The sequence below is a fragment of the Actinomycetota bacterium genome, assembly GCA_030684515.1.
In the GTDB taxonomy this organism is placed as follows: Bacteria; Actinomycetota; Actinomycetes; order S36-B12; family S36-B12; genus UBA11398.
The window spans coordinates 253,940-279,293 of sequence record JAUXVJ010000016.1 but is presented as its reverse complement, the minus strand read 5'-3'; the positions used below and the strand labels follow the sequence as shown (position 1 = coordinate 279,293).

General features: G+C 59.1%; 20 protein-coding genes and 3 rRNA genes. All 23 read right to left on the bottom strand.

The window, feature by feature from the left end; genetic code table 11:
• The 23 genes from Q8M73_07855 to Q8M73_07745 all read right to left on the bottom strand — a co-directional run bounded on the left by Q8M73_07855 (position 1) and on the right by Q8M73_07745 (position 25,343).
• A complete protein-coding gene (locus Q8M73_07855) occupies positions 1–360 on the bottom strand; it encodes a hypothetical protein (protein ID MDP2288464.1) in 360 nt (119 codons plus the stop codon).
• Entirely contained in the window at positions 360–839 is a 480-nt protein-coding gene (locus Q8M73_07850; protein ID MDP2288463.1) for a polyhydroxyalkanoate synthesis protein PhaF, read from the bottom strand. The genes Q8M73_07855 and Q8M73_07850 overlap by 1 nt, the downstream gene beginning before the upstream one ends.
• A 3-nt stretch (positions 840–842) precedes the next feature.
• Entirely contained in the window at positions 843–1,649 is an 807-nt protein-coding gene (locus Q8M73_07845) for an HAD-IIA family hydrolase (GenBank protein ID MDP2288462.1), read from the bottom strand.
• Entirely contained in the window at positions 1,646–2,122 is a 477-nt protein-coding gene (locus Q8M73_07840; protein ID MDP2288461.1) for a hypothetical protein, read from the bottom strand. The genes Q8M73_07845 and Q8M73_07840 overlap by 4 nt, the downstream gene beginning before the upstream one ends.
• Complete coding sequence (locus Q8M73_07835; GenBank protein ID MDP2288460.1) at positions 2,109–2,462, bottom strand: single-stranded DNA-binding protein; 354 nt, start codon at positions 2,460–2,462, stop codon at positions 2,109–2,111. The genes Q8M73_07840 and Q8M73_07835 overlap by 14 nt, the downstream gene beginning before the upstream one ends.
• A gap of 90 nt (positions 2,463–2,552) precedes the next feature.
• On the bottom strand, positions 2,553–3,272 hold the full coding sequence (locus Q8M73_07830; protein ID MDP2288459.1) for a tetratricopeptide repeat protein: 720 nt from the start codon (positions 3,270–3,272) through the stop codon (positions 2,553–2,555).
• Positions 3,185–4,330 carry a hypothetical protein gene (locus tag Q8M73_07825; GenBank protein MDP2288458.1) on the bottom strand — a complete coding sequence of 382 codons (1,146 nt, stop codon included), beginning with the start codon at positions 4,328–4,330 and terminating at the stop codon, positions 3,185–3,187. The genes Q8M73_07830 and Q8M73_07825 overlap by 88 nt, the downstream gene beginning before the upstream one ends.
• An 83-nt stretch (positions 4,331–4,413) precedes the next feature.
• Positions 4,414–4,530: ribosomal RNA gene (gene rrf, locus Q8M73_07820) — 5S ribosomal RNA — on the bottom strand.
• 84 nt (positions 4,531–4,614) lie between these two features.
• Positions 4,615–7,725 (bottom strand): 23S ribosomal RNA (locus tag Q8M73_07815).
• 362 nt (positions 7,726–8,087) lie between these two features.
• Positions 8,088–9,608 (bottom strand): 16S ribosomal RNA (locus Q8M73_07810).
• Together the 16S, 23S and 5S rRNA genes form the textbook arrangement of a ribosomal RNA operon.
• 403 nt (positions 9,609–10,011) lie before the next feature.
• Complete coding sequence (gene tyrS, locus Q8M73_07805) at positions 10,012–11,298, bottom strand: tyrosine--tRNA ligase (GenBank protein MDP2288457.1); 1,287 nt, start codon at positions 11,296–11,298, stop codon at positions 10,012–10,014.
• A 29-nt stretch (positions 11,299–11,327) separates the two neighbouring features.
• Complete coding sequence (locus Q8M73_07800; protein MDP2288456.1) at positions 11,328–11,945, bottom strand: DNA-3-methyladenine glycosylase; 618 nt, start codon at positions 11,943–11,945, stop codon at positions 11,328–11,330.
• Positions 11,933–13,345 carry an argininosuccinate lyase gene (gene argH / locus Q8M73_07795; GenBank protein MDP2288455.1) on the bottom strand — a complete coding sequence of 471 codons (1,413 nt, stop codon included), beginning with the start codon at positions 13,343–13,345 and terminating at the stop codon, positions 11,933–11,935. The genes Q8M73_07800 and argH overlap by 13 nt, the downstream gene beginning before the upstream one ends.
• Positions 13,342–13,863: an arginine repressor gene (locus Q8M73_07790; protein MDP2288454.1), complete on the bottom strand. Its 522-nt coding sequence runs from the start codon at positions 13,861–13,863 to the stop codon at positions 13,342–13,344. Before Q8M73_07790 ends, argH begins: the two co-directional genes overlap by 4 nt.
• Positions 13,860–15,038, bottom strand: coding sequence for an acetylornithine transaminase (locus Q8M73_07785; protein MDP2288453.1), 1,179 nt, complete (start codon positions 15,036–15,038; stop codon positions 13,860–13,862). The genes Q8M73_07790 and Q8M73_07785 overlap by 4 nt, the downstream gene beginning before the upstream one ends.
• Positions 15,035–15,919, bottom strand: coding sequence for an acetylglutamate kinase (argB, locus tag Q8M73_07780; protein ID MDP2288452.1), 885 nt, complete (start codon positions 15,917–15,919; stop codon positions 15,035–15,037). Before argB ends, Q8M73_07785 begins: the two co-directional genes overlap by 4 nt.
• 23 nt (positions 15,920–15,942) lie before the next feature.
• The gene (argJ, locus tag Q8M73_07775; protein MDP2288451.1) at positions 15,943–17,109 is read right to left on the bottom strand and encodes a bifunctional glutamate N-acetyltransferase/amino-acid acetyltransferase ArgJ; all 1,167 of its coding nucleotides are present in this window, start codon (positions 17,107–17,109) and stop codon (positions 15,943–15,945) included.
• Positions 17,106–18,134 (bottom strand): N-acetyl-gamma-glutamyl-phosphate reductase, encoded by a 1,029-nt coding sequence (gene argC, locus Q8M73_07770; protein MDP2288450.1) that lies wholly within the window; start codon positions 18,132–18,134, stop codon positions 17,106–17,108. Before argC ends, argJ begins: the two co-directional genes overlap by 4 nt.
• A 33-nt stretch (positions 18,135–18,167) precedes the next feature.
• On the bottom strand, positions 18,168–20,645 hold the full coding sequence (pheT, locus tag Q8M73_07765) for a phenylalanine--tRNA ligase subunit beta (protein ID MDP2288449.1): 2,478 nt from the start codon (positions 20,643–20,645) through the stop codon (positions 18,168–18,170).
• Positions 20,645–21,754, bottom strand: coding sequence for a phenylalanine--tRNA ligase subunit alpha (gene pheS / locus Q8M73_07760; GenBank protein MDP2288448.1), 1,110 nt, complete (start codon positions 21,752–21,754; stop codon positions 20,645–20,647). Before pheS ends, pheT begins: the two co-directional genes overlap by 1 nt.
• A gap of 15 nt (positions 21,755–21,769) precedes the next feature.
• Positions 21,770–23,608 (bottom strand): adenylyl-sulfate kinase, encoded by a 1,839-nt coding sequence (cysC, locus tag Q8M73_07755; protein ID MDP2288447.1) that lies wholly within the window; start codon positions 23,606–23,608, stop codon positions 21,770–21,772.
• Positions 23,608–24,519 carry a sulfate adenylyltransferase subunit CysD gene (gene cysD, locus Q8M73_07750; GenBank protein ID MDP2288446.1) on the bottom strand — a complete coding sequence of 304 codons (912 nt, stop codon included), beginning with the start codon at positions 24,517–24,519 and terminating at the stop codon, positions 23,608–23,610. Before cysD ends, cysC begins: the two co-directional genes overlap by 1 nt.
• Positions 24,516–25,343, bottom strand: a complete 828-nt coding sequence (locus Q8M73_07745; GenBank protein MDP2288445.1) for a hypothetical protein — start codon at positions 25,341–25,343, stop codon at positions 24,516–24,518. Before Q8M73_07745 ends, cysD begins: the two co-directional genes overlap by 4 nt.
• Positions 25,344–25,354: the final 11 nt, after the last annotated feature.

The following is a 25,354-nucleotide window of genomic DNA, read 5'->3' as shown; positions in this document are numbered from 1 at the left end:
CTACGCGCTGATGTCGGTCAGCCGTTGATGCAGGCTGCTGTGCACTGAGGTCAGGACCTCGGCATGATCATGAACGGACAGTTCGTCGAGTGTGGCCAATTGCTCAAGTGCTGAATCCACTTGAACATCACCCGTCGGCTCCCACACAGCAAGCACCAGTGCGACGTCGACTTCTTCGAGCACCATAACCGAATACTCGGGCTCGCCTTCAACTTCAGAGGACTCCAGCTCACGCTCAGCAGCACGAATATCCTCGGACTCTGAGGAGTCAAAATCCTGGTTCTCTGCTTCAAAGTCCACAGCAGCGAACTCCTCGGCCTCGGTCTGATCCAGGTCTGGTGCTGAGGACTCGTCGATCACTATGCGCTTGCTCCGGAGTCACCAGAGTCAGCGCCGACCGGATCGGTGACCACCTGCTCTGTGGGTGCGTGTGCCGCAGGCGCTGGCTTTTTGGCAGCTGGTTTCTTGGCAGCCTTCTTGGCGGCTGGTTTCTTGGCGGCTGGTTTCTTGGCGGCACCGTTTTGACTGTGCAGCTCCTGCTCCAGTCGCTGCACGTGCCTGCGCACGGCGGCGAGTTCGTCTTCACGGACGAAACCCATCCGGCTGACCGTGCGATCGACCTCAGTGCGCACTAGGCCCTTGAGCATCTCGCGATTGTTGCGACTGGTCGAAAGTAGGTCGTCGGCCAATTCTTGGACCTGTCCAACGAGATCTGGGGCCTTGGTAGACAAGATCAGGCCTTGAGCGATGAGGCTCGCAGCCATGTCCTTGGCTTTGGCCGCCGTGACATCAGTGAGTCCGTTGGCCAACTGCAGGTATCCGCGCAGGTCATTCAGCATGGTTCACGGTACCGCGACAAGGTGACGATCAGGTAACAGACAACTGAGATCTTTGGCGACATAGGTAGGGCGAAGCTCACCTCTGGCCGCCTGGGCCTGCGCCAAGGTGGAAATCCCAGTCTCGACCAACAAGGTGGGCATGCCAAGGCGCGATCCGGCGGCAATGTCGGTGTCGAGGCGATCGCCGATCATCAGGGGACGAAGGGCGCCGGAGCGCCGGATCGCCTCCTTGAGCAGAGCCGGCTCCGGTTTGCCGGCCACCGCATCTGGACGACGTCCCACAGTTTGCGCCACCACACTCACCAAAGCACCGTTGCCGGGCGCGATGCCGCGAACTGTCGGCAAGGTGGAGTCGAGGTTCGTCGCGATCCATGGCAGACCAGCACGCACCGCATAGGTCGCCTCCGCCAAGTCGCGCCAGCCAACATTGGGTCCGTAACCCTGCAGGACTGCTCGGACGGATTCAGTAAAGGTGCTCACAGGAGTCAGGCCGCGCTCGAGAAGCGCCGCGGCAACTCCATCGCCACCGATGGCCAGTACTTCGCCGGAATCAACGAATTCGCTGACAAGGGTGGCGCCTGCCATTGATGCCGTGATGACGTCCTCGATCTGAGCGGGCACCCCAAGGGCACGAAGGTGCGCTGCCACTTCACCAGGCGTTCGCGATGCATTGTTCGTGACAAAAATGCAGCGCGCACCTTGCTGTCGAGCCGATTCGATGGCGGCACTGGCGCCTTGCACCATTTCAGTGCCGATGTAGACCACGCCATCCAGATCGAAGAACAGCACATCAAAATCGCCAATGCTCATGAGTCATCCCTAGGGGGAGCATCCAGCTGAGACTGGTGCTCCAAGGGGCCATTGAGCGGGAGGCCATCTGCTTCCCGTGCTGCCAAAGTGGCCTTGACCTGACCCAGTGCTCGCGAATACTCAGCGCGATCCGGCCTCATCACGTTGGCCATGGCCAACTCGTCTCGAGCAGGAATGAACATCTGTGTTCGCCACAGCGCAAGCCCCTTGCCAAAATGGGCGTAGTCGTTGTCCGGAGCAAGCTGAATTAGCAGATCAAAGGCCATTGCCGCGGCGCCGAACTGCTTGGTATCAAACAACGCACGGGCGTACGCCTCGATCACCGATTGGGAGTTGGGCTCGATTGCCAACAGTCGGTCGATGAGCAGAAGGGCCGCATGGGCGTTGCCCGAATCCAGCAGTTCCATGGCTCGTTGGTACCAGTCATAGGCCTCCCCTGCTGGGTCACTGCTGTCCAGCTCAGGGTTTGACACCCGCAGATTCTCGCATGCGTGTCAGCGCGCGAACTTCGACCTCGGTGGCGCTGCCCAGCCCTCCTCCGCCTTGCCAGAACCGTCGGCGAAGGCAGCCGTGCACTTCAACCCACGTGCCAGCGCTCCAGGTCTGCACCTTGCGGCGAATCTGCGCACGTGTGGTCTGACAGGCAAGCGAATCCACGCGTGGTGAACCCTCGCGAAGTCGTCCCGCACGGGCAACAATCACCGTGAAGTTCGTGATCTCGTCCCCACTGGGCATATTGCGAGTGGTGACCTGCTGGCCTAGTCGGCCAACCAGATGCACTTCGTTGATATCGATGGAGTCATCAGGAGTCATGCCCGCAATCTGTGGCAATAGCCAACCAGCTGCCAAGTCAGAACTTCAAGCGTGGATCCCGTCCACGTGGATGCCCATCTGTGGAGGCAGTTACTCGCCGTCCTCAGAGAACTCGATGCCATCCATGATGTCGCACTGCTCTTCGGCGTCAGTGACGCCATCAAGGTCCGAACCAGCAGCGCGTTCCATCCATTCACGCGCTTCATTGGTGCGCCCAGCGTCACGGAGCAAGCTTGCATAGGCGTACTGCAGACGAGCGCGTGAATCACCGGGCCGCAGACGTGTGAGTTCAGGTACTTGCAAGGTCACGATGGCCTCTTCCCACTGGCCCATGTCCGACCTGGCGCCCGCAGCCACGATCAGGAGTTCAGCCCTGGTCTCGGCCTCAAGTCGTTGCGTGTCCAGTGTTCTGATGTAGTCAAGTGCCTTCTGTGGTCGACCAAGGCCACGTTCGCAGTCAGCGATCATCGGAAGGTAGACGTCGCCGCCGCTCATCCGTCGAACTGCCCGCAGTTCGGTCAAGGCCTCACCGAATCGACCAGAGCGATACGCCACAATGCCGGCTGCTTCACGAACGGTCGAAATACGCGAGGCACGACGACGTGCTGCCTTCACGTGCTCGGTTGCAAGATCAAGGTTGTCATCATCCATGGCGCGTTCGGCCGCAACAAGGTGGCGAGCGACCAGAATCTGCAGACCCTCGGGAAGGCTGCGCAGTTCCATCAACAAGCCGCGATCAAGGTCCTCGGGCGTGATGTCATCTGGGATACGAGGATCACGAATCTGATCGCCATCATCGCGACGGCGCACGGGAGTGCGCGAACCACGATCGTCACGTTCCTCGCGGGGGTTACGCGAACGTCCAGCAGACCCGCGATCTGTCGGACGTGAAGAACGCTCATCACGACGTTCATCACGACGATCCGAATATCCCGAACGAGGCGCAGAGGCGCGTGAACGCTCATCACGATCGCGACTCTCACGAGGGCCGCCTGCGCGCGGAGCCGAGGAACGTGGACGATCATCCCTGCCCCGATCATCGCGGCGATCGGTTGCCCGGGGAGCCGAACTACGCGGACGCTCATCACGACGTTCCGACGACGCGCCACGAGGTGCTGAACTACGCGGTCGGTCGCTGCCTGGACGCGATTCACGACCACGATCATCTCGATCATTGGGTCGCGGCGCTGATGTACGTGGACGGTCATCACGGCCGCGATCGTCACGACCGCGCGAATCTGGACGATCCGAATAGCTAGAGCGGGGGCGGTCCTGGCGACCACGATCATCGCGGCCACGGCTCTCACCACGATCGGAATAGCTCGAACGAGGGGCCGAGGAACGTGGGCGGTCATCGCGACCGCGCTCCTCACGACCTGCACCCGACCGAGGGGCAGAACTGCGGGGACGATCGTCACGACCACGATCGTCACGACCGCGGCTCTCGCCGCGATCGGAATAACTGGAACGAGGAGAAGCACCACGAGGACGATCATCACGACGATCCGACGACCCTGAACGCGGTGCAGAACTGCGTGAACGATCACTGTCAGGACGAGGATCCATCCCTCGGCGATCGCGACCGCCGGCTGGGCGTTGTGTGCTGGAACGAGGGCGATCCTCGCGTCGATCGTCCCGCCGATCTGAGGATCCTGATCTCGGTGCTGACGAACCAGGACGATCCGAAGAGCGGCCGGGCTTGCCGCGGCCCGAAGCACTTGAGCCGCGCGAACTACCCGTTGACTTGCCCCCGCCGGATCGACTCCCACCAGACGCTGGACGTCCAGATCCCGATCGTCCACTTCCACTGCCTGAAGGCCGCGGTGACCGGGCTCCACCTCGGTCGCTGCGCTCTGCCATGGGTTCATCCTCTCGCACGCTCTTCGCGTGCTTGTTATGTGTGCAAGAAAGAGAAATGGCCACCCCGAGGGGTGGCCATTTCACAAAAATTGTCCGGCGGCGTCCTACTCTCCCACGCAGCTTCCCGCGCAGTACCATCGGCGCTGAGGGTCTTAGCTTCCGGGTTCGGAATGGAGCCGGGCGTTTCCCCCTCGCTATGGCCGCCGAAACTCTATTGAGATTTCAATTGGGCTTTAGTCCCCGACCGAATCTCGGGAACCACACAGTGGACGCGAACAAAAAAGTTAAAGTTAAAGGCAAGTCCTCGGCCTATTAGTACCGGTCAGCTCCGTGCATTGCTGCACTTCCACGTCCGGCCTATCAACCCAGTCATCTAGCTGGGGGCCTTACCCGGTTAACCCGGTGGGAATCCTTATCTTGGAACGGGTTTCCCGCTTAGATGCTTTCAGCGGTTATCCCTTCCGAACGTAGCTAATGAGCAGTGCTCTTGGCAGAACAACTCACACACCAGAGGTTCGTCCAACCCGGTCCTCTCGTACTAGGGTCAGATTTCCTCAAGATTCCTGCGCGCGCGGCGGATAGGGACCGAACTGTCTCACGACGTTCTAAACCCAGCTCGCGTGCCGCTTTAATGGGCGAACAGCCCAACCCTTGGGACCTACTCCAGCCCCAGGATGCGACGAGCCGACATCGAGGTGCCAAACCATGCCGTCGATATGGACTCTTGGGCAAGATCAGCCTGTTATCCCCGGGGTACCTTTTATCCGTTGAGCGACGCCGCTTCCATATGCATGCGCCGGATCACTAGTTCCGACTTTCGTCCCTGCTCGACCTGTCAGTCTCACAGTCAAGCTCCCTTGTGCACTTGCACTCGACACCTGATTGCCAACCAGGCTGAGGGAACCTTTGAGCGCCTCCGTTACTTTTTGGGAGGCAACCGCCCCAGTTAAACTACCCACCAGGCACTGTCCCTAATCCGGATCACGGATCGAGGTTAGACAGCCAATACGATCAGAGTGGTATTTCAACAATGACTCCACGTGAACTGGCGTCCACGCTTCAAAGTCTCCCACCTATCCTACACAAATCGAATCAACCACCAATACCAAGCTATAGTAAAGGTCCCGGGGTCTTTCCGTCCTGCCGCGCGTAACGAGCATCTTTACTCGTAGTGCAATTTCGCCGAGCCTATGGTTGAGACAGCGCTGAAGTCGTTACGCCATTCGTGCAGGTCGGAACTTACCCGACAAGGAATTTCGCTACCTTAGGATGGTTATAGTTACCACCGCCGTTTACTGGCGCTTAAGTTCTCAGCTTCGCTCCGAAGAGCTAACCGGTCCCCTTAACGTTCCAGCACCGGGCAGGCGTCAGTCCATATACGTCGTCTTGCGACTTTGCATGGACCTGTGTTTTTAGTAAACAGTCGCTTCAGCCTGGTCTCTGCGGCCGACGCCAGCTCAGGGAGCAAGTCCCATCACCAGAATCGGCCCCCCTTCTCCCGAAGTTACGGGGGCATTTTGCCGAGTTCCTTAACCATAGTTCGCTCGATCGCCTTAGTATTCTCTACCTGATCACCTGTGTTGGTTTGGGGTACGGGCGGCTTAAACACTCACTAGAGGCTTTTCTCGGCAGCATAGGATCACTTACTTCACCACAATCGGCTCCCCATCAGTTCTCAGGCACATGAAACGCGGATTTGCCTACGTTTCGCCCTACAACCTTGGCCGCGGACTACCATCGCCGCGGTTAAGCTACCTTCCTGCGTCACCCCATCGTTTGCCTACTACTAGCTCAGGTCGCGCACTCCTCTGCTTCCGCCCGAAGGCATTCACATTCTTGTGAGCTTAGTATCACTAGGTTCAGCATGGGCGCGTTTAAACCGGTACGGGAATATCAACCCGTTGTCCATCGACTACGCCTGTCGGCCTCGCCTTAGGTCCCGACTTACCCAGGGCGGATTAGCCTGGCCCTGGAACCCTTGATCATTCGGCGGACGGGTTTCTCACCCGTCATTCGCTACTCATGCCTGCATTCTCACTCGTGTGGCCTCCACGGCTGGGTTCCCCCGCCGCTTCGCTGGCCACACGACGCTCCCCTACCCATCCACGCACCTGGATCCGAAGACCTGGTACACGCGTGAATGCCACAACTTCGGCGATGTGCTTGAGCCCCGTTAAATTATCGGCGCGGAATCACTTGACCAGTGAGCTATTACGCACTCTTTTAAGGATGGCTGCTTCTAAGCCAACCTCCTGGTTGTCTATGCGACTCCACATCCTTTCCCACTTAGCACACGCTTGGGGGCCTTAGTTGGTGGTCTGGGCTGTTTCCCTCTCGACCATGAACCTTATCGCCCACAGTCTCACTGCCGCGCTCTCACTTACTGGCATTCGGAGTTTGGTTGAGTTCAGTAAGCTTGTAGGCCCCCTAGCTCATCCAGTGCTCTACCTCCAGCAAGAAACACGCGACGCTGCACCTAAATGCATTTCGGGGAGAACCAGCTATCACGGAGTTTGATTGGCCTTTCACCCCTACCCACAGCTCATCCCCCCAGTTTTCAACCTAGGTGGGTTCGGTCCTCCACGACGTCTTACCGTCGCTTCAACCTGGCCATGGGTAGATCACTCCGCTTCGGGTCTTGGACATGCGACTGAATAGCCCTATTCAGACTCGCTTTCGCTACGGCTGCCCCTCACGGGTTAACCTCGCCACATATCGCAAACTCGCAGGCTCATTCTTCAAAAGGCACGCTGTCACCCTGGTCCGAAGACCTTGGGGGCTCCAACGGCTTGTATGCACACGGTTTCAGGCACTATTTCACTCCCCTCCCGGGGTACTTTTCACCTTTCCCTCACGGTACTTGTCCGCTATCGGTCATCAGGGAGTATTTAGGCTTAGCGGATGGTCCCGCCAGATTCACACGGGATTTCACGGGCCCCGTGCTACTTGGGAATTCACTCAAGAGTGAATGACATTTCGTCTACAGGGGTATTACCTTCTGTGCCGGCCCTTTCGCATGGCCTTCGACTATGACATTCATTTTTGACTCTTCGCCGAACCGTCAGATTCAGCAGAATGCTCCCACAACCCCAAAACGGCAACGACTGACGTCTATCACGCCGCTCTGGTTTGGCCTCTTCCGCGTTCGCTCGCCACTACTAACGGAATCACTTATGTTTTCTCTTCCTGAGGGTACTGAGATGTTTCACTTCCCCTCGTTCCCGCCTCTTGCCCTATGTGTTCAGGCAAGGGTGACTGGACATGACTCCAGCCGGGTTTCCCCATTCGGACATCCCCGGATCACAGCTTGGTTGACAGCTCCCCGAGGCTTTTCGCAGCCTCCTACGTCCTTCATCGGCTCCTGATGCCAAGGCATCCACCGTGTGCACTTAGTAACTTGCCACAAAAACTTTCTTCATTAATTGCAAAATTAATAAGATGCTCGCGTCCACTGTGCAGTTCTCAACATTCGGGCGGACGACCTTCATGATCACTGCCTGGTCAATTCAATGACTGGTTCAGTGTGAAGGGGCCCGGCCGGGATCTATTCGATCCTGGCCCAAAGGAACTTCCGTTCCCTCAGGACCCAACAGCGTGTCTGGGATTGTTCACAATCAAAAGCACGGTTCCACGCCTTGCGGCAGTACTAAGTGTTTTTGGTGCTTTCGCACCCTATGTCAATGTTCCACCCATGAGCTTACCCCTCCAGAACGTTTGTCTGGAATGGGGCTCTGGACCGGCCTAAGCCGGTCAGATGCTCCTTAGAAAGGAGGTGATCCAGCCGCACCTTCCGGTACGGCTACCTTGTTACGACTTCGTCCCAATCACCAGCCCCACCTTCGACAGCTCCTCCCCTTGCGGGTTAGGCCACTGGCTTCGGGTGTTGCCGACTTTCGTGACGTGACGGGCGGTGTGTACAAGGCCCGGGAACGTATTCACCGCAGCGTTGCTGATCTGCGATTACTAGCGACTCCGACTTCATGGGGTCGAGTTGCAGACCCCAATCCGAACTGAGACTGGCTTTATGGGATTCGCTCCACCTTGCGGTATCGCAGCCCTTTGTACCAGCCATTGTAGCATGCGTGCAGCCCTAGACATAAGGGGCATGATGACTTGACGTCATCCCCACCTTCCTCCGAGTTGACCCCGGCAGTCTCGTATGAGTCCCCAACTTTACTTGCTGGCAACATACGACGAGGGTTGCGCTCGTTGCGGGACTTAACCCAACATCTCACGACACGAGCTGACGACAGCCATGCACCACCTGTTTTGGGGCCCTTGCGGACCTGACATCTCTGCCAGATTTCCCCAACTGTCAAGCCTAGGTAAGGTTCTTCGCGTTGCATCGAATTAAGCCGCATGCTCCGCCGCTTGTGCGGGCCCCCGTCAATTCCTTTGAGTTTTAGTCTTGCGACCGTACTCCCCAGGCGGGGCGCTTAATGCGTTAGCTGCGGCGCGGAGAACGTGGAATGCTCCCCACACCTAGCGCCCACCGTTTACGGCGTGGACTACCAGGGTATCTAATCCTGTTTGCTCCCCACGCTTTCGCTCCTCAGCGTCAGTAGTTGCCCAGAGACCTGCCTTCGCCATCGGTGTTCTTCCTGATATCTGCGCATTTCACCGCTACACCAGGAGTTCCAGTCTCCCCTACAACACTCGAGTCTGCCCGTATCGAATGCAGGCCCGGAGTTAAGCTCCAGGATTTCACATCCGACGTAACAAACCGCCTACGAGCTCTTTACGCCCAATAAATCCGGACAACGCTTGCACCCTACGTATTACCGCGGCTGCTGGCACGTAGTTAGCCGGTGCTTCTTCTGCAGGTACCGTCACTTTCGCTTCTTCCCTGCTGAAAGAGGTTTACAACCCGAAGGCCTTCATCCCTCACGCGGCGTTGCTGCGTCAGGCTTTCGCCCATTGCGCAATATTCCCCACTGCTGCCTCCCGTAGGAGTCTGGGCCGTGTCTCAGTCCCAGTGTGGCCGATCGCCCTCTCAGGCCGGCTACCCGTCGTCGCCTTGGTGAGCCATTACCTCACCAACTAGCTGATAGGCCGCGGACCCATCCCTGACCGAAAAACTTTCCAACCCTGCAGATGCCTGCAAGGTTCATATCCGGTATTAGCACCTCTTTCGAGGGGTTATCCCGAAGTCAGGGGCAGATTGTCCACGTGTTACTCACCCGTTCGCCACTGATCCGGAGAGCAAGCTCTCCTTCACCGTTCGACTTGCATGTGTTAAGCACGCCGCCAGCGTTCGTCCTGAGCCAGGATCAAACTCTCCATAAATGAATTGTTGTGATGCTGGCAGACAGAGCTGACTTGCTCATTAGTTCTGTACTACCAAAGGAATCCGTCTGGTTTTCAGCATTGCTGCTAAACCCCAGAACGGGGTATTGGCATTGACATATGACACGCTGTTGAGTTCTCAAGGTACGGACGCGCACCAATAACTCGGCTTTCGCCAGGTTTTTGGGGCAACATTCCTAACTTACTTGGTTTGTCTGACTCGGTCAAATCGCCACGTTCAGCGTGTTGCTCGGGCCCTACAGTGCTTCGCGATGAACCGGCCTAGCTTGGCGCAATCGACTCAAGAAGAGTCGTGCGGCTTGGTGTCCGTTTCTCCCTCGCGGGCGTAGAGAACACTATGCCAAGGCCTAACGCGAGGTCAAGCCGGGGTCCCTTTTCGGGGCTAGGGCGCCGCGATCAGCTGGATCCCGCCGACCGAACGCTTGCCTCGGCGCAGGACCAGCCACTGACCATGCAACAGATTCTCCGTTGTAGGGCGCCAGTTTTCATCTGTTATCCGCTCATTGTTCGCATATGCCCCACCCTCGGCGATGGTGCGGCGGGCAGCGGACTTGCTCGTGACCAGTCCACAGCGAGTGAGCAGTTCATCGATTGCCGGCAGGGCCCCATCTACGACTTCTTGGGCCTGGACAGACGCCAAGGCAGCCTCACGCAGCGCCGCGGCCAAGTTTGCCTGCGGCAGTGCAGCGAGATCGCCGTGCCCAAAGAGCGCTCTGCCGGCGGCTTCGGCGCTGATGCGCTCCTGGTAGCCATGCACCAGATCGGTGAGTTCTTCGGCCAGTGCACGCTGTGCGGCCCGCTCATGGGGCCTGTCGGCCGTGGCGAGCATGAGCTCGCCAATTTCCTCACGGGACTTGAAACTGAAGGTGTGCAACAGGTTCTTGACATCCCGGTCATCAGCATTGAGCCAGAATTGAAAGAAGTCGTATGGGCTTGTGAGACCAGGATCCAGCCAGATCGTGCCTGTCTCGGTCTTGCCGAACTTGGTGCCATCGGCTTTGGTGAGCAAGGGCGTGGTCAAGGCGTGCACCGACGTCTGCTCGGTCCGGCGGATGAGATCAACGCCGGCCGTGATGTTGCCCCACTGATCTGATCCACCAGTCTGCAGCACACAGCCGTAGCGGCGAAACAGCTCGAGGTAGTCAAAGGACTGCAGCAACTGGTAGCTGAACTCGGTGTATGAGATGCCGTCCTTGGCCAAGCGCGCTGCTACGGCCTCACGATCAAGCATGCGATTGACGCTGAAGTGCTTGCCAATATCGCGCAGGAACTCAAGAACGGACATCCCCTGAGTCCAGTCATAGTTGTTCACGACAACCGCAGCATTTTGCCCATCGAAGTCGTAGAAGCGTTCCAACTGCGCGCGGATCCGTCCGACCCAGTCCGCCACCAGCTCCTGGGAATTCAGCGTTCGCTCGCCAGTTGACTTAGGGTCGCCAATCAGTCCAGTGGCTCCGCCCACAAGGGCTAAAGGCCGATGCCCCGCCTGCTGAAAGCGGCGCACCGTGAGGATCTGAGCCAGGTTGCCCAGATGAAGGCTCGGTGCGGTCGGATCAAAGCCGCAATACAGAGTCATCGGTCCAGCAGACAAGGCCTCATGCAAGGCACCCAGATCTGTGCTCTGTGCGATCTGTTCGCGCCAGAGCAACTCGTCGATGATGTCGATCACGGCAGCACCTTACGCATTGATGGAAATCGTCAATGCAGGTTGCGGCTTCTGGGCTGCAAACGCCTCGCGGGCACGTACCTGCTGACTGTTGGTTCATCTGACAAGAAGAAGCGCCAGGGAGTGAGCGCGCCTGGGCCGCCCACACCGGTACGAGCACTCACAGCGAACTCGTCGGCGCTCCTCATTGGTGGTCTAAGTTGCAGGATGCCAGTGTTCGTAAAGAGGTTGACGCCATTCAGCGATCCATCAATCCCCAGAGCCTTGGTCAGTCGCGCTGGACCCCGCGCGAGTTCACGATCGGTCTTTGCTGTGCTCCGTCGTGCACGCGCGAATTGGAGTCCTTCAGTGATCTCACCAGCGCGGATCAACACTGCGCCAGCCTCCCCCACTTTGCCGGTGACGATGTTGCAACACCAGTGCATGCCATAGGTGAAGTACACGTACGCGTGTCCCGACTGCCCGAACATCACCGCAGTTCGCGGTGTCGCACCGCGGAAGGCATGCGAACCCGGATCGACACCTTCACCGGCATATGCCTCAACTTCAGTGATGCGTACTGCGACTCGTTGACCATCGACCCGGGAGACCAAAAGCGCACCAAGCAGTTGCGGCGCAACGACATGCGCTGCCTGTTTCAGATCAACCAACGTTGGCGCTCACTGGCCACCAGCACATCGAGCTGATCGAGTTGCTCGTACACGCGGACAGGCGCCGTACCGCCGAACGCAGACCGTGAATTGAGCGAACCAGACACGGTGAGCACTTCACGTACCGCGGGCGTCAGGTGCGTGCTGATAACTAGGAGGTCCGCGTCGCTGAGATCCCACAACTCAACATCCTTGGCCTCGGCCTGTTGCACGCAGGCACCGGCAATCTCATGCGCTTCACGGAACGGCACGCCTTCACGCACCAGCCATTCAGCAATGTCCGTTGCCAGCGCGAAGCCCTGCGGCGCAGAGTCGGCCATCACTTCGGTGTTGAACTTCAAGGTTGCAATCATGCCTGTCATAGCTGGCAGCACAAGGTGCAGTTGATCAAGGGTGTCGAACACCGGCTCCTTGTCTTCCTGTAAATCGCGGTTGTACGCAAAGGGCAAAGCCTTCAGGGTTGCCAAAAGCCCAGTGAGATTGCCAATGAGTCGCCCGGACTTTCCGCGAGCGAGTTCGGCAACATCAGGATTCTTCTTCTGCGGCATGATCGAGGATCCCGTTGACCATGCATCATCGAGCTTTGCCCATGAGAACTCCCGTGAAGTCATCAAGATGACTTCTTCACCGATGCGCGAAAGATGCACGCCGATCATTGCCGCTACAAAGAGGAACTCCGCCACCCAATCGCGATCACTCACCGCGTCAATGGAATTGCCAAGCGCCCGTTCAAACCCCAGATCAAGTGCAACGCCTTGTGGATCAAGGCCAAGCGATGAACCGGCAAGTGCTCCCGCGCCCAGCGGTGAGCGCGAAGTCCGCGCATCCCAATCTGAAAGCCTTTCCAGATCACGGCCAAGAGCGTGCACATGCTTGGCCAGTTCGTGGGCGAAAGACACCGGCTGCGCATGCTGCAAGTGCGTGAATCCTGGCGAGGTTGTTTCGACATGGGCACGCGCTTGCGCGAGAAATGCTGATTGCAAATCGATGACTTCGTGCGCCAGGTATCGCACCTGATCTCGTAAATAGAGCCGAAAGTCGGTCGCTACTTGGTCATTGCGACTACGTCCGGCACGCAATCGGCCTCCGAGTTCACCGAGTCGCTCGATCAACTGACGCTCAACTGCAGTGTGCACATCCTCATCATCTGCAGCCGGTTGAGCTGCACCACTGAGCACATCATCGAGCAGGGCAGACAGGGCGGCGGAGACCTGGCTGAGTTCTTGATCGGTGAGGAGCCCGGCGGAATTCAGCACCTTGGCATGCGCCTGAGTCTGCTGAATGTCATATGGCGCAAGACGCCAATCGAAGTGCACAGACCTGCTTAGCGCGGCCATGGCATCAGAGGGACCGTCGGCAAATCGCCCGCCCCACAAGCGGGTTGGCTGCGCCTTGGTCACGATGTTCTCCTCTGGTTGTTGTCGCGAGCTGGTGCTTCGGCCCGCCTGTCAGCGAGTGAGAGCAGGTTCGCACAGAAATCCGAAGCAGCCTGGTTCGTCGTCATCACCACCATGATCGTGTCGTCGCCGGCCACCGTGCCAACGATCTGATCAAAGTGGGCACGATCGAGGTAGCCAGCGAGGTAGTGAGCAGCGCCGGGTGGGGTGTGCAGAACAGCGATGTTCTGCGCGGGCTGAGCGCCCACCAGTACATCGGTGACGACCCGCCCGATGGTGTTCGGGATCGCGAGGTGCGTCACCACCTGACTGCGCGCGATGACGTAGCGAGATCCGAGTTGAGGATCGTGAGTCTTCACTGCGCCGAGCGCATCCAGATCTCGTGAAAGCGTTGTCTGGGTGACGTCGAGTCCTTCGGCTGCCAAGGTTTCGCGCAATTGCTCCTGCGAATGGACCGCACCCTCCTCAATGAGCGCTTCTATTCGAGTGCGACGTGCAGCCATCGTCTTTGGGACATTCACAGATTCACCCCAAGTGTCTCGAATGCCTCGCCCCACCGAGTAACTGTGTCGTCAAGATCACGATCAGAGATGTTGAGTGCTGGAGCAAGCCGGATGGCATCCGCGGTGACCGGATTGGCAAGGATTCCGCTTGTCCGCAAGGCGAGGTCAACCTCAGCACTGGTGACTCCATGCAACTCGGCAGCCAGCAGCAGCCCACGTCCACGCACTGCCCCGACTTTGCCACCTGATACCTCCGGCAACTGGGCCTTGAGCTTTGCCCCTGAATCAATAACCCGAGCGAGCAGCTCTTCGCGTTCAATGACGTCCAGCACCGTCAGGGCTGCCCTCGTCGAAATCGGGTTACCACCGAAAGTGGAGCCGTGGGAGCCGGGAGTCAGCAGCGTGGCTGCGTCACCGAAGGCCACCATCGCGCCAATCGGAAGACCCCCGCCAAGGCCTTTGGCCAGAGTCAGGACGTCAGGCTGAATGCCGAAGGCTTGGAAGGCAAACCATGCACCGGTCCGACCAATGCCAGTCTGCACTTCATCCAGGACTAACAGCGCCCCTGTGCGATCACAGATGCTTCGCGCGGCGATCAAGTAGTCATCCGGCGGAACGATCACACCGTTCTCACCTTGAATGGGCTCCAAGAAGACCGCAGCCGTCTCAGTCGTCACCGCAGCTTCAAGCGCTTGAGCATCGCCAAAAGGCACGACGGTCACTTCACCTGGCAAGGGCCGGAAGGGATCCTGCTTGGCTGGCTGAGCAGTCAGGGCCAAAGAGCCCATCGTGCGACCGTGAAAGCCACCCGAAGCGACCACAATGTGCGTGCGTCCTGTCATCCGCGTGAGTTTGAATGCAGCCTCGTTTGCCTCGGCACCTGAGTTGCAGAAGAAGACGCGCGAGCCCAACGGCGCACCGCTGAGATCAACCAGCCGTTCGGCAAGTTCCAGCCCAGGCTCGGTTGCATACAGATTGCTGGTGTGACCAATGGTCTGCAATTGGTCGGTGACAGCGGCAACGAGATCCGGATGCCCGTGGCCCAGCACATTGACGGCGATGCCACCGATGAGATCGATGTACTCCTTGTCGGAGTCATCCCACACACGCGAGCCTCGCCCTTTGACCAGCAGGAGCGGCGGCACGCCGTAGTTGCGCATCATCGTTGTCTCCCAACGGTCCTGCCAGTTCATGACAGCCCCGGGTAGACCATGGTGCCGATGCCGTCATTGGTGAAGACTTCCAGCAGCACAGAATGCGCAACCCGTCCGTCGATCACATGAGCTTGAGGCACTCCCCCGTCGATGGCCCGCACACATGCCTCCATCTTCGGCAACATTCCCGACTCCAACTTGGGGAGCAAGGCTCTGAGATCATTGACTTCGATTTGCCGAATGATCGACTCACGATCTGGCCAATCGGCATACAAACCCTCAACATCAGTCAGCACAACGAACTTCGTGGCATGCAATGACTCAGCAAGTGCGGCTGCCGCTGAGTCGGCGTTGACGTTGTAGATCACGCCATCCACGTCGCGAGCAACTGTGGACACCACCGGGATGAAGCCATCATCAAGGAGCTTGACAACGAAATCCGGCCTGACTTCAACAACATCCCCAACGAGACCGATATCGGTTGGCACACCGTCAACGACTGCCGTGTGGCGTTCGGCGATGAAGGTGTGCGCGTCTTCTCCTGACATGCCAACGGCAAATGGGCCATGGTCATTGATGAGCCCAACGAGCTCTCGCTGCACCTGACCGACAAGCACCATGCCCACGACATCCATGACTTCTGGAGTAGTGACTCGCAAGCCAGCCTTGAACTCTGACTGCACGCCGAGCTTGTCGAGCATCGCATTGATCTGAGGTCCGCCTCCGTGCACAACAACTGGTCGCAAACCGGCGAGCCGCATGAAGACAATGTCTTCAGCGAAACTCGCCTTCAGCAGGTCATCAGTCATTGCATGGCCGCCGTATTTCACGACCACCGTGGCCCCGTGAAAGCGCTCCAACCAGGGCAGGGCCTCTGCCAGCACCGCTGCCTTTGCTGAGGCGAGATTCAGATCAGTCATTGCGTCCTCTTAGTTGTCGGGGATCAGGTGGAGTACGCGGAGTTTTCGTGGACGTAGTCAGCCGTGAGGTCATTGGTCCAGATGGTGGCACCAGCAGTACCCGCATTCAGCACGACGGTGATCTCAATCTCACGGGCAGCAAGACTCACAAGTGAACGATCCTCGCCGAGACCACCACTCCTGCAGATCCAGATGCCATTCATCGCAACATCGACCTGATCAGGATCAAAGACGGCCTTGGTCGTCCCAGCCGCGGCCAGGACTCGGCCCCAGTTGGGATCCTCGCCGTGGAGGGCGCACTTCAGCAGATTGCTCCGAGCGATGGCCCGTCCCACTTCAAGCGCGTCGTCAACCGTCAGTGCTCCTTCAACCACGATCTTGATGTCCTTGGATGCACCTTCAGCATCGTGGATGAGCTGCAGCGCCAGACTTGCGCACACAGTCGTCAAGGTGGCGGTGAACTCCTCGGCCGAAGGACGTACCTCGCTTGCACCACTGGCAAGCAGCAGCACGGTGTCATTTGTCGACATGCAGCCGTCAGAATCGATGCGATCAAAGCTCATGCCCGTGGCCTGTCTCAAGGCCGAATCCGCAAGATCCGCATCGACGATCGCATCCGTCGTGATGACCACCAACATCGTCGCCAGACCTGGTGCCAGCATTCCGGCGCCCTTGGCCATTCCGCCGACAAGATATCCCTGACCGGCGGCGACGCTCTTCTTCGGCACGCTGTCAGTGGTCATGATGGCCAACGCGGCATCGTCGCCACCATTGGCCGACAACTCTGCCACCGAAGCGTCAATACCTGCACAGATCTTGTCCATCGGGAGGCGTTCGCCAATCAGACCAGTTGAGCACACGGCGATTTCGCCAGCACCGAATTGCGTTCCACGCGAAGCGAGGACTGTTGCAAGGTACTCGGCCGTGTGGTGGGTATCGGCGAAACCATCTGGACCAGTGCAGGCATTGGCGCCACCGGAGTTCAGGACAACCGCCTTCAACTCTCGATCGGCAAGCACCTGCAGGGACCACAGCACAGGAGCAGCCTTGAATCGATTGCTGGTGAATACGCCAGCAGCTGTGAACTCTGGGCCTTCGTTCAGCACCACCGCGACATCGTGATTGCCAGAAGCCTTCAGCCCTGCCTTCACTCCAGCCGCACTGAAGCCCTTGGCAGCGGTAACGCTCATGGTGCAACTCCATTGCATGTCAGTCCGAGGGTCTCTGGGAATCCGAGCATGAGATTCGCGTTCTGGAGGGCTTGACCTGCGGCGCCCTTCCCGAGGTTGTCCAGTGCACAGATCGCGATGACCCGGCCGGCTCGTTCGTCAAGCACCACCTGCACCTGCGCTGCGTTTGTTCCATAGACCGAAGAAGTCTGAGGCAGGAATCCTTCAGGCAGCAGTTGAACAAATGGCTCGTTTGCGAACGCGCTCGAGAGCGCGTCCCGCAGTTGAGCGGCGGACGTGCCAGGCGTTGGCAAAGCTGAGCACGTGGACAACATGCCACGAGACATCGGAGCCAGCAACGGCGTGAACGAGACCGTGACGGCCGTACCCGCCGCGCGCGCTAGAGACTGCTCGATTTCTGGAGTGTGGCGATGGACCCCGCCAACCCCGTATGCCGACATAGAACCCATCACCTGGGAAGCCAGTTGGGAATCTGTCGGCTTGCGTCCGGCGCCGGAGGTGCCAGACGCGGCAACGATCGAGATGCCGTCGGCTGAAATCAAGCCCTGGCTCAACAGCGGCGCCAGGGCAAGAGCCACGGAAGTCGGGTAGCACCCCGGATTGGCCACCCTGGTTGATTTCGCGATCTTCTGGCGATTGCCATCGAGCTCTGCAAGCCCATAGGTCCAAGTGCCAGCATGCGGCAGTTGGTAGAACTGTTCCCAGGCTTGAGCATCAGCCAAGCGAAAATCTGCGCCGAGATCTACGACTGACACAGACGCTGGCAATTGCTCAGCCAAGGCAGCGGACTCTCCGTGCGGGAGAGCCAGGAACACCAGATCGGCTTCGGCGAGAGTGTGCGCGCTGGTGACTTCAAAGCGTCTATCCGCCAACTGCGAGAGATTGGGGTGCAGGGCAAGAACTGGCTCCCCGGCATTTGAGCCCGCTGCAATCGCAGCGATGTCCACTTCCGGGTGCGACAGCAGCAGCCGCAGCAATTCACCGCCGGCATACCCCGAGGCACCCGCAACACTGATCTTGACCATGGCAGAAGTATACGCATACGCGCATATTCTCGATCAGCGCAGGGTTGCTCCATGGCGATTGTGGGCCTCGTCAATGGCGGCCTGTCTGGCCTGAGCGATTTCTGCGGCCTCCAAAGTGCGATCGGCGGCCCGAAAGCGCAGGGCAAAGGCCAGTGAACGGGAGCCCTCAGCAACCTGCTGACCGCGATAGACATCAAACAGCCGCACCGACTCCAGCAGATCCCCTGCCCCAGCCTGGATGGCAGCCTGGATCTGTGCCGCTGATACTTCGTCACGCACAACCAGAGCCAGATCCTCCTTGGCCACTGGCTGCGCGGACACCGCTGGCGCTGGTCTGGCCTCCACAGCAGCAAGCACCAGCAGGTCGAAATCGAGTTCGAAGGCACAGCTTCGCGCGGGCAGTGCGGCATCCTCCAGCACTCGCGGATGCAATTCACCCGCAACTCCGACCACTGCATCGCCAATCTGCAGTTGCGCACAGCGTCCGGGATGGAAAGTCGCATCATTTCCGCGAGACGCGATCAACTGCAGGCCAAGGACATCTGCCACTGCCTGCGCGCTGGCCACTGCGTCAGACCATTCGTATGCCTGTTCTGATGTGGACCAGGAACGCTGACGCTCATTGCCGATGAGCACGCCCGCAAGAGACGTCACTTGTGCTGGAAGCATGGCGTTCAATGCCAACCACTGCTCTTCATCTGGTCGACGATCAACGCTCGGACGCGGCGCCTGTGCGCCGACGCTGCCACGGACAACGGCGCCGAGCTCAAAGAGGAAGAGATCGTCAAATCCCCGGCCGATGTTTCTGCGCGCAGCAGCCACAAGTCCTGGCAGCAGCGAGGCGCGAAGCATTGGCTGTTCATCGGACATCGGGTTGGCCAGCCGCACTTTGGAGAAGCGTGGGTCAGCAGCGCCAATTCGCAGGGCAGCCAGTTCGGCTTCACCGACGAAGGGATAGTTCAGCACTTCAAGCGCACCACGTGCAGCCAGCGTCAGCCCAACAAGGCGACGAAGACGTTGGGCCTTGGAAAGGCCATGTCCAACCGCGGCTTTAGGAAGAGTGGCAGGAACCGCGTCAAAACCGATCAGTCGAATCACTTCTTCGACCAGATTTGCCTGGTCGGTGATGTCTGAACGCCAGCTCGGAACGGTGACGAGAAGTTCTGCCTCCGACGACACCACCTCGCACCCAACTGACTGCAGCAGCGTGATGACGGTTCCCGCTGCAATTGGCATGCCGGCGACCAAAGAGGGCTCATCAACGGAAAGGGAGATGACGACAGGCCGATGCGGCGCCTCAACAGCAGTCATCCCCAAGTAGCTACCGCCGCCAAACTCAAGCAGCAGCGCCGCAGCGCGCGCTGAAGCGTAAGGCGCGAGCACACGGTCAACTCCACGCTCAAATCGGCGCGAGGCTTCAGATGACAACTTGTGGCGGCGGGCCATTCTTGCAACGTCCCCGTGAGCGAAGTGCGCGGCCTCGAGCGCGATTGTTGTGGTGTTCTGGTCGATTTCCGTTGCGAAGCCGCCCATGGTTCCGGCCAGGCCGATCGCGCCACGATCATCGAGAATCACTAGATCATCAGCTGCCAAGGTGCGCTCAACATGATCGAGGGTTTCCAACTTCGTGCCAGCAGGCACATGTCCGGCGCGCACAGAACCACGCAGTTTGTCGGCATCGAAGGCGTGCAGTGGCTGTCCAAGTTCAAGCATCACGTAGTTGGTGACGTCAACAGCCAAGGACACCGGACGCATGCCGCAGTCGAGCAATCTGCGCTGCATCCACAAAGGCGAACTCGCCTTGGGATTGAAGCCGGCAATCGTGCGAAGGGTGAACAGCCCGCATGAGGTCTCGTCATCTGATCCGCACTCAATTGGCTTGCCGCCCGCAACTGGAGCGGGAAGCTGCGCCAGGGCAAGGCCCGGATCAGCGAATGCCACTCCATAGGCAATGGCCAGTTCACGGGCAAGCCCGCGAATGGACAAGGCGTATCCACGATCTGGGGTGACAGCAATGTCCAGGATCTCTTCGCCCACGCCAAGGATTGGCTTGGCGTCCGAGCCGACAACCGTGCCTGGCTCAAGAATGATGATGCCGTCATGATCATCGCCGAGCCCAAGCTCACGGGCCGAGCAGATCATTCCGTCGGAGATCTTGCCGTAGGTCTCGCGCTGCGCGATTGCAAAGCCACCTGGCAGTACCGTGCCCGGCAGGGCCACCACCACATGGTCGCCGGCATGAAAATTGCGAGCCCCACAGATAATGCCGCGAACCGCGCCATGCTCTGAACCGACGTCGACCTGACACCAGCGGATCGGCTTCTTGAACTCGGTCAGCTCCTCAACGCTCAGCACTTGACCTACTACCACCGGACCATCGACACCAAGGCCGACGACGTCAACGGTCTCAACTTCGAGTCCGGCGTTGATGAGGTGCTCAGCGATTGCCCGTCCAGTCTGATCAGCGGGGATTTCAACGAACTCCCGCAACCACGACACCGGCGCCCGCATCAGGACTCCAATCCGAAAGCGCGGGTGAATCGCACATCGCCTTCGACCATGTCGCGCATGTCCGTCACGCCATTGCGGAACATCAGCGTCCGTTCGATCCCCATGCCGAATGCAAAGCCACGGTAGACCGAAGGATCGATGCCAACAGCTTGCAGCACCCGAGGATTCACCATGCCGCAGCCACCCCACTCGATCCAGCCTTCGCTGCCACAGGTGCGGCAGGGACGGTCTGGGTTGCCAATGGATTCCCCCCGGCAGACAAAGCACTGCAGATCCACCTCGGCACTGGGTTCAGTGAAGGGGAAATACGAGGGACGCAAGCGCGTGCGGATGCCTGCGCCGAACATCTCCTGAGCAAAGTGGTCAAGTGTGCCCTTGAGGTCAGCCATCGTGATGCCGATGTCAACAGCCAATCCTTCGACTTGGTGGAAGACCGGGGTGTGCGTGGCGTCCAGCTCGTCAGTACGGAAAACGCGACCAGGCGCAACGACATAGATCGGGACTTCACTATCAAGCATCGCTCGAATCTGGATCGGCGAAGTCTGCGTGCGCAGCACTACCCCACTGTCGGCAGATTCAACGTAAAAGGTGTCCTGCATCGAGCGCGCTGGGTGATCTGGAGGCAAATTGAGCGCGTCGAAGTTCACCCACTCTGCTTCGACCTCAGGTCCTTCGGCGATGTCGTAGCCCATCGCGACGAATACGTCACAGATGCGCTCCATCAAGGTGGTGAGCGGGTGGCGCCCACCAACGCGTTTGTCGTAGACAGGCAAGGTGACGTCCACAGTTTCTTCAGTCAGCGCCTGCTCGTCGCGAGCTGCCAGCAGTAGGGCTTCGCGCTTCTCAAGTGCAAGTTTGATCTCCTGCCGAGCAATCCCCATGCGTTTGCCTGCATCGACCTTTGCGGCCGGAGGCAAGGCACCGATCTCGCGGTTGGCCAGCGCCAGCGGTGAGCGATCGCCAGCATGTGCCAGACGTACATCTTTCAGCTCAGTCAGATCTGCACATGCGGCAATCGCAGCGAGCGCTTCGGCAACGACGGCCTGCACAGATTCCGCATTGAGTGCAGAGACCTGCTTGGGGTCAAATGACGCGTTCGGTCCAGACATCAGGCGCCGAGTATGTCACTCACCGAGGATGGCGCGGGCGACCTGTTCGGCCGTGGCGTCAAGGTCTCCTTCGCCCCGCAGCACCAGATCTGGATGCTCCGGAATCTCATAGGCCTGACCGGCGCCAGTCATATTGGGCAAGTTGCCCGCGGCCGCCTTGGCATACAGGCCCTTGGGGTCGCGCTCTGCACACACCTCGACGGGCGTATCGACATAGACCTCGATGAAATCTTCCGACTCAAAGATGTCTCGGGCAGCTCGACGGTCTGAGCGGTATGGCGAAACCAGTGCTACCAGCACCACGACGCCTGCGTCCATCATCAACTTGGCAACCTCGGCTACCCGCCTCACATTCTCGGCGCGGTCTTCAGGTGTGAAACCCAAATCCTTGTTCAAGCCGGTGCGCACATTGTCACCATCAAGCACGTAGGTGTGCACGCCCAGCGCATGCAGTTTGCGGACAGCAGCATCAGCAATAGTGGACTTGCCCGAACCGGGCAGACCAGTCAGCCAGAGCACCTTGCCGGAATGTCCATTGAGGAGTTGACGGGCACTGCGGTCCACGTCGTAGGTATGCGGCACCACGTTGAATGCGCGGCGCATGGCGTGCCGCGTCAGCCCCGCGGCAACTGTGTCTGCTGTGACGCGATCCACAAGCAGGAAACCACCTGTGTCGCGCGAGACGCTATACGGATCCATGGGCAGTGGGCGGTCCGTTGCGATCTCGACGCGGCCAATGGCATTCATCTCAAGGATGCGAACGGCATCCTCGTGACCTGTGACCACATTGAGGCGATTGCGCACATTCGTGACGGTGGCAGGCACTGAGCGTGAACCCGAGACCAGAAGATAGGAACGACCATGCGCAAGTGGCTCTTCACTCAGCCACACCATGTCCGCTGCAAAGCGGTCAGCGGGCTGTAACTGATCATCCCCGGCAAGGACATCACCTCGAGTGACATCAACCTCGTGATCGAGAGTCAGCGTGATTGCCTGCCCCGCGACCGCCACGTCAAGATCGCCGTCGTAGGTGACGATTCGATCCACCTTCACGGTGCGACCAGAATCGGCTACGACAATGTCGTCGCCTGGCTTCACCGAACCTGAGACAACAGTGCCGGCGTATCCGCGGAAGTTGCCGTCGGCGCGCACCACGTACTGCACGGGGAATCGAAACGGACCTTCGACCGGATCAATGCCAGGCTGCCACTGGGCAAGGGTCTCCAGCAGGGTCGGTCCGTGATACCAAGCCATCGAGTCGCCACGCTTGGTGACATTGTCACCAGAGAAGGCACTCATCGGAATTGCCAGCACTTCTTCAACATCAAGTCGTGCTGCGGTGACGCGCACGGTGCCGACGATCTCTTCGAACGTCGCATGGTCGTAGTCGACGAGATCCATCTTGTTGACCGCGATGATGACTGTCTTGACGCCCATCAGCGCGCAGACAGTGAGATGCCGGTGAGTTTGCGGACGGACACCACGGGCGGCGTCGACCAGCAAGACTGCAACATCTCCGTTGGAAGCCGCAACTGCCATGTTGCGGGTGTATTGCTCATGACCTGGGGCGTCCGCGATGAGCACGCGACGACCGTTAGGCAGGTTCATGTGGCGATAGGCCACATCGATGGTGATGCCTTGCTCACGCTCAGCTTCAAGGCCGTCAGTCAGCAAGGAGTAATCGATCTCTCCGAGCGGAACAGTTGAGCCTCCGCGACGAGTGCGGCGCGCGTAGTCAAGCTGATCACTCGGCACGCTGTCGGTCTCAGCAAGCAGCCGTCCGATCAAGGTGGACTTGCCGTCATCGACTGAACCGCAGGTGACCAAGTGCAACACAGGTGTGGTCGTGGACATTAGAAGTAGCCCTCTGCCTTCTTGGCTTCCATCGAACCGCCGCCTTCACCGTCGATGAGTCTTCCTGAACGCTCGGAGAGCTTGGATGTTTCCATCTCGGTGATGAGGTCGTCGATGTTGTCGGCGGTGGACTCAACCGCGCCAGTCAGCGGATAGCAGCCCAAGGTGCGAAAGCGCACTGAACGCATCTCGGGTATTTCTCCGTCGCGCAATGGGAAGCGCTCGTCATCAACCATGATCAGCGCACCCTCGCGCTCAACCACGGGTCGCGGCTTGGCGAAGTAGAGGGTGGGAATCGCAATGTTCTCACGACGGATGTAACGCCAGATATCGAGTTCGGTCCAGTTCGACAGCGGGAAGACTCGCATCGACTGGCCCTCGGACAAGGTGGTGTTGGCAGTGCGCCAGAACTCTGGTCGCTGCTTGCGTGGCTCCCAGCGGTGGCCAGGCTCACGAAGGGAGAAGATGCGCTCCTTGGCACGGCTGCGTTCTTCGTCGCGACGGGCGCCGCCGATTGCTGCATCAAATCCGTACTTGTCGATGCCTTCGCGCAGCGCAACTGTCTTCATGATGCGTGTGTACTCGTGCGTGCCGTGGGTGAATGGATCGACACCTTCAGCGATAGCGGCCTCATTGCGTGCCTCGCGCATGTCAAGGTTGAGTTCGCGCACTCGTTGATCGCGAAACTCGATCATCTCCTTGAACTTCCAAGTGGTGTTGATGTGCATCACTGGAAAAGGGATTGCTGCAGGAGCGAACGCCTTCAGGGCCAGGTGCAGCAGCACCGATGAGTCCTTGCCAATGCTGTAGAGCAGCACTGGATTGCGGAAGGCGGCTGCCGTTTCACGGTAGATATGGATGGCTTCGGCCTCGAGTGCATCAAGGACTGCCTCATATGGAACATCGGTCATGCTTCAGACATCACTTCCTGGCCGTATTCGTCCATACCTGACTGTGCCAACACCATGGTGCCATCGCCGAAACGAGGGTCCTTGCCGCGAGCTGCGATTGCTGCCGCCCGAGCTGCGGCCTTCGCTTCTGCCTCGGCCTGAGCCGCTGCAACAAAGGCAGGATCCAACTGCGGACTTTCGGCGTACACCTTTGGATGGCGCTCGGCGATCCAATCATCAAGGCCTTGATTGGACTCCACCGAGGTGATCAGGCAGTACCTCGGCTGGTCTCCTGGGTGCCACACGGAGTGGTACAGCCGCTGGGTATCGATGACGACCTGAGCGCCGGCGGGCAGCGGCACGAGAGTCTCCGTCGATGGATCGTCCTTGACCTCGCGGAGCAACATGACTGAGTCCGGATTATCGGTCAGATTGAAGAATGCACGCACAATCCAGCCGGTGCCGTCCGGATTCAGGCGATTGTTGTCGTCGCGGTGCAGGTTGTAGATGGCATCGGCATAGGTATTGGGCTGCAACTCGATGACTCGACAACGTCCGATGTTGGTCTGGAACTCCTGGGCACGCTGAGTCAGGACGGGTGCGAGGGCCACGTTCTCGGGAACCCAGACACCATCCTTGTCGGTCTTGGGCGGCACATGATTCCAGAAGCCGTCACACTCAATCTCGCCATAGGCGCTCGCAAGAGGAGCAAATCTGGTGTCCCCCGAGGACTTCCAGTCGACGTAGATCAACTGCTCCCACTCCTTTGGATCAACCGACTGATCGTAGGAATCAACGATGACAAAGCCGGTCTCTTCAAATATGGGCAGCTTCAGGTAGGTCATGACACATCCCT

What these genes read in the sequence shown, in the direction of transcription:
- cysC (MDP2288447.1), bottom strand. Translation starts at nt 23,608, where the DNA reads ATGTCCACGACCACACCTGTGTTGCACTTGGTCACCTGCGGTTCAGTC.
- pheT (MDP2288449.1), bottom strand. Translation starts at nt 20,645, where the DNA reads ATGCGGGCGCCGGTGTCGTGGTTGCGGGAGTTCGTTGAAATCCCCGCT.
- pheS (MDP2288448.1), bottom strand. Translation starts at nt 21,754, where the DNA reads ATGTCTGGACCGAACGCGTCATTTGACCCCAAGCAGGTCTCTGCACTC.
- argB (MDP2288452.1), bottom strand. Translation starts at nt 15,919, where the DNA reads ATGACTGATCTGAATCTCGCCTCAGCAAAGGCAGCGGTGCTGGCAGAG.
- Q8M73_07850 (MDP2288463.1), bottom strand. Translation starts at nt 839, where the DNA reads ATGCTGAATGACCTGCGCGGATACCTGCAGTTGGCCAACGGACTCACT.
- Q8M73_07825 (MDP2288458.1), bottom strand. Translation starts at nt 4,330, where the DNA reads ATGAACCCATGGCAGAGCGCAGCGACCGAGGTGGAGCCCGGTCACCGC.
- cysD (MDP2288446.1), bottom strand. Translation starts at nt 24,519, where the DNA reads ATGACCGATGTTCCATATGAGGCAGTCCTTGATGCACTCGAGGCCGAA.
- argC (MDP2288450.1), bottom strand. Translation starts at nt 18,134, where the DNA reads ATGGTCAAGATCAGTGTTGCGGGTGCCTCGGGGTATGCCGGCGGTGAA.
- argJ (MDP2288451.1), bottom strand. Translation starts at nt 17,109, where the DNA reads ATGAGCGTTACCGCTGCCAAGGGCTTCAGTGCGGCTGGAGTGAAGGCA.
- Q8M73_07835 (MDP2288460.1), bottom strand. Translation starts at nt 2,462, where the DNA reads ATGACTCCTGATGACTCCATCGATATCAACGAAGTGCATCTGGTTGGC.
- Q8M73_07745 (MDP2288445.1), bottom strand. Translation starts at nt 25,343, where the DNA reads ATGACCTACCTGAAGCTGCCCATATTTGAAGAGACCGGCTTTGTCATC.
- Q8M73_07785 (MDP2288453.1), bottom strand. Translation starts at nt 15,038, where the DNA reads ATGAACTGGCAGGACCGTTGGGAGACAACGATGATGCGCAACTACGGC.
- Q8M73_07845 (MDP2288462.1), bottom strand. Translation starts at nt 1,649, where the DNA reads ATGAGCATTGGCGATTTTGATGTGCTGTTCTTCGATCTGGATGGCGTG.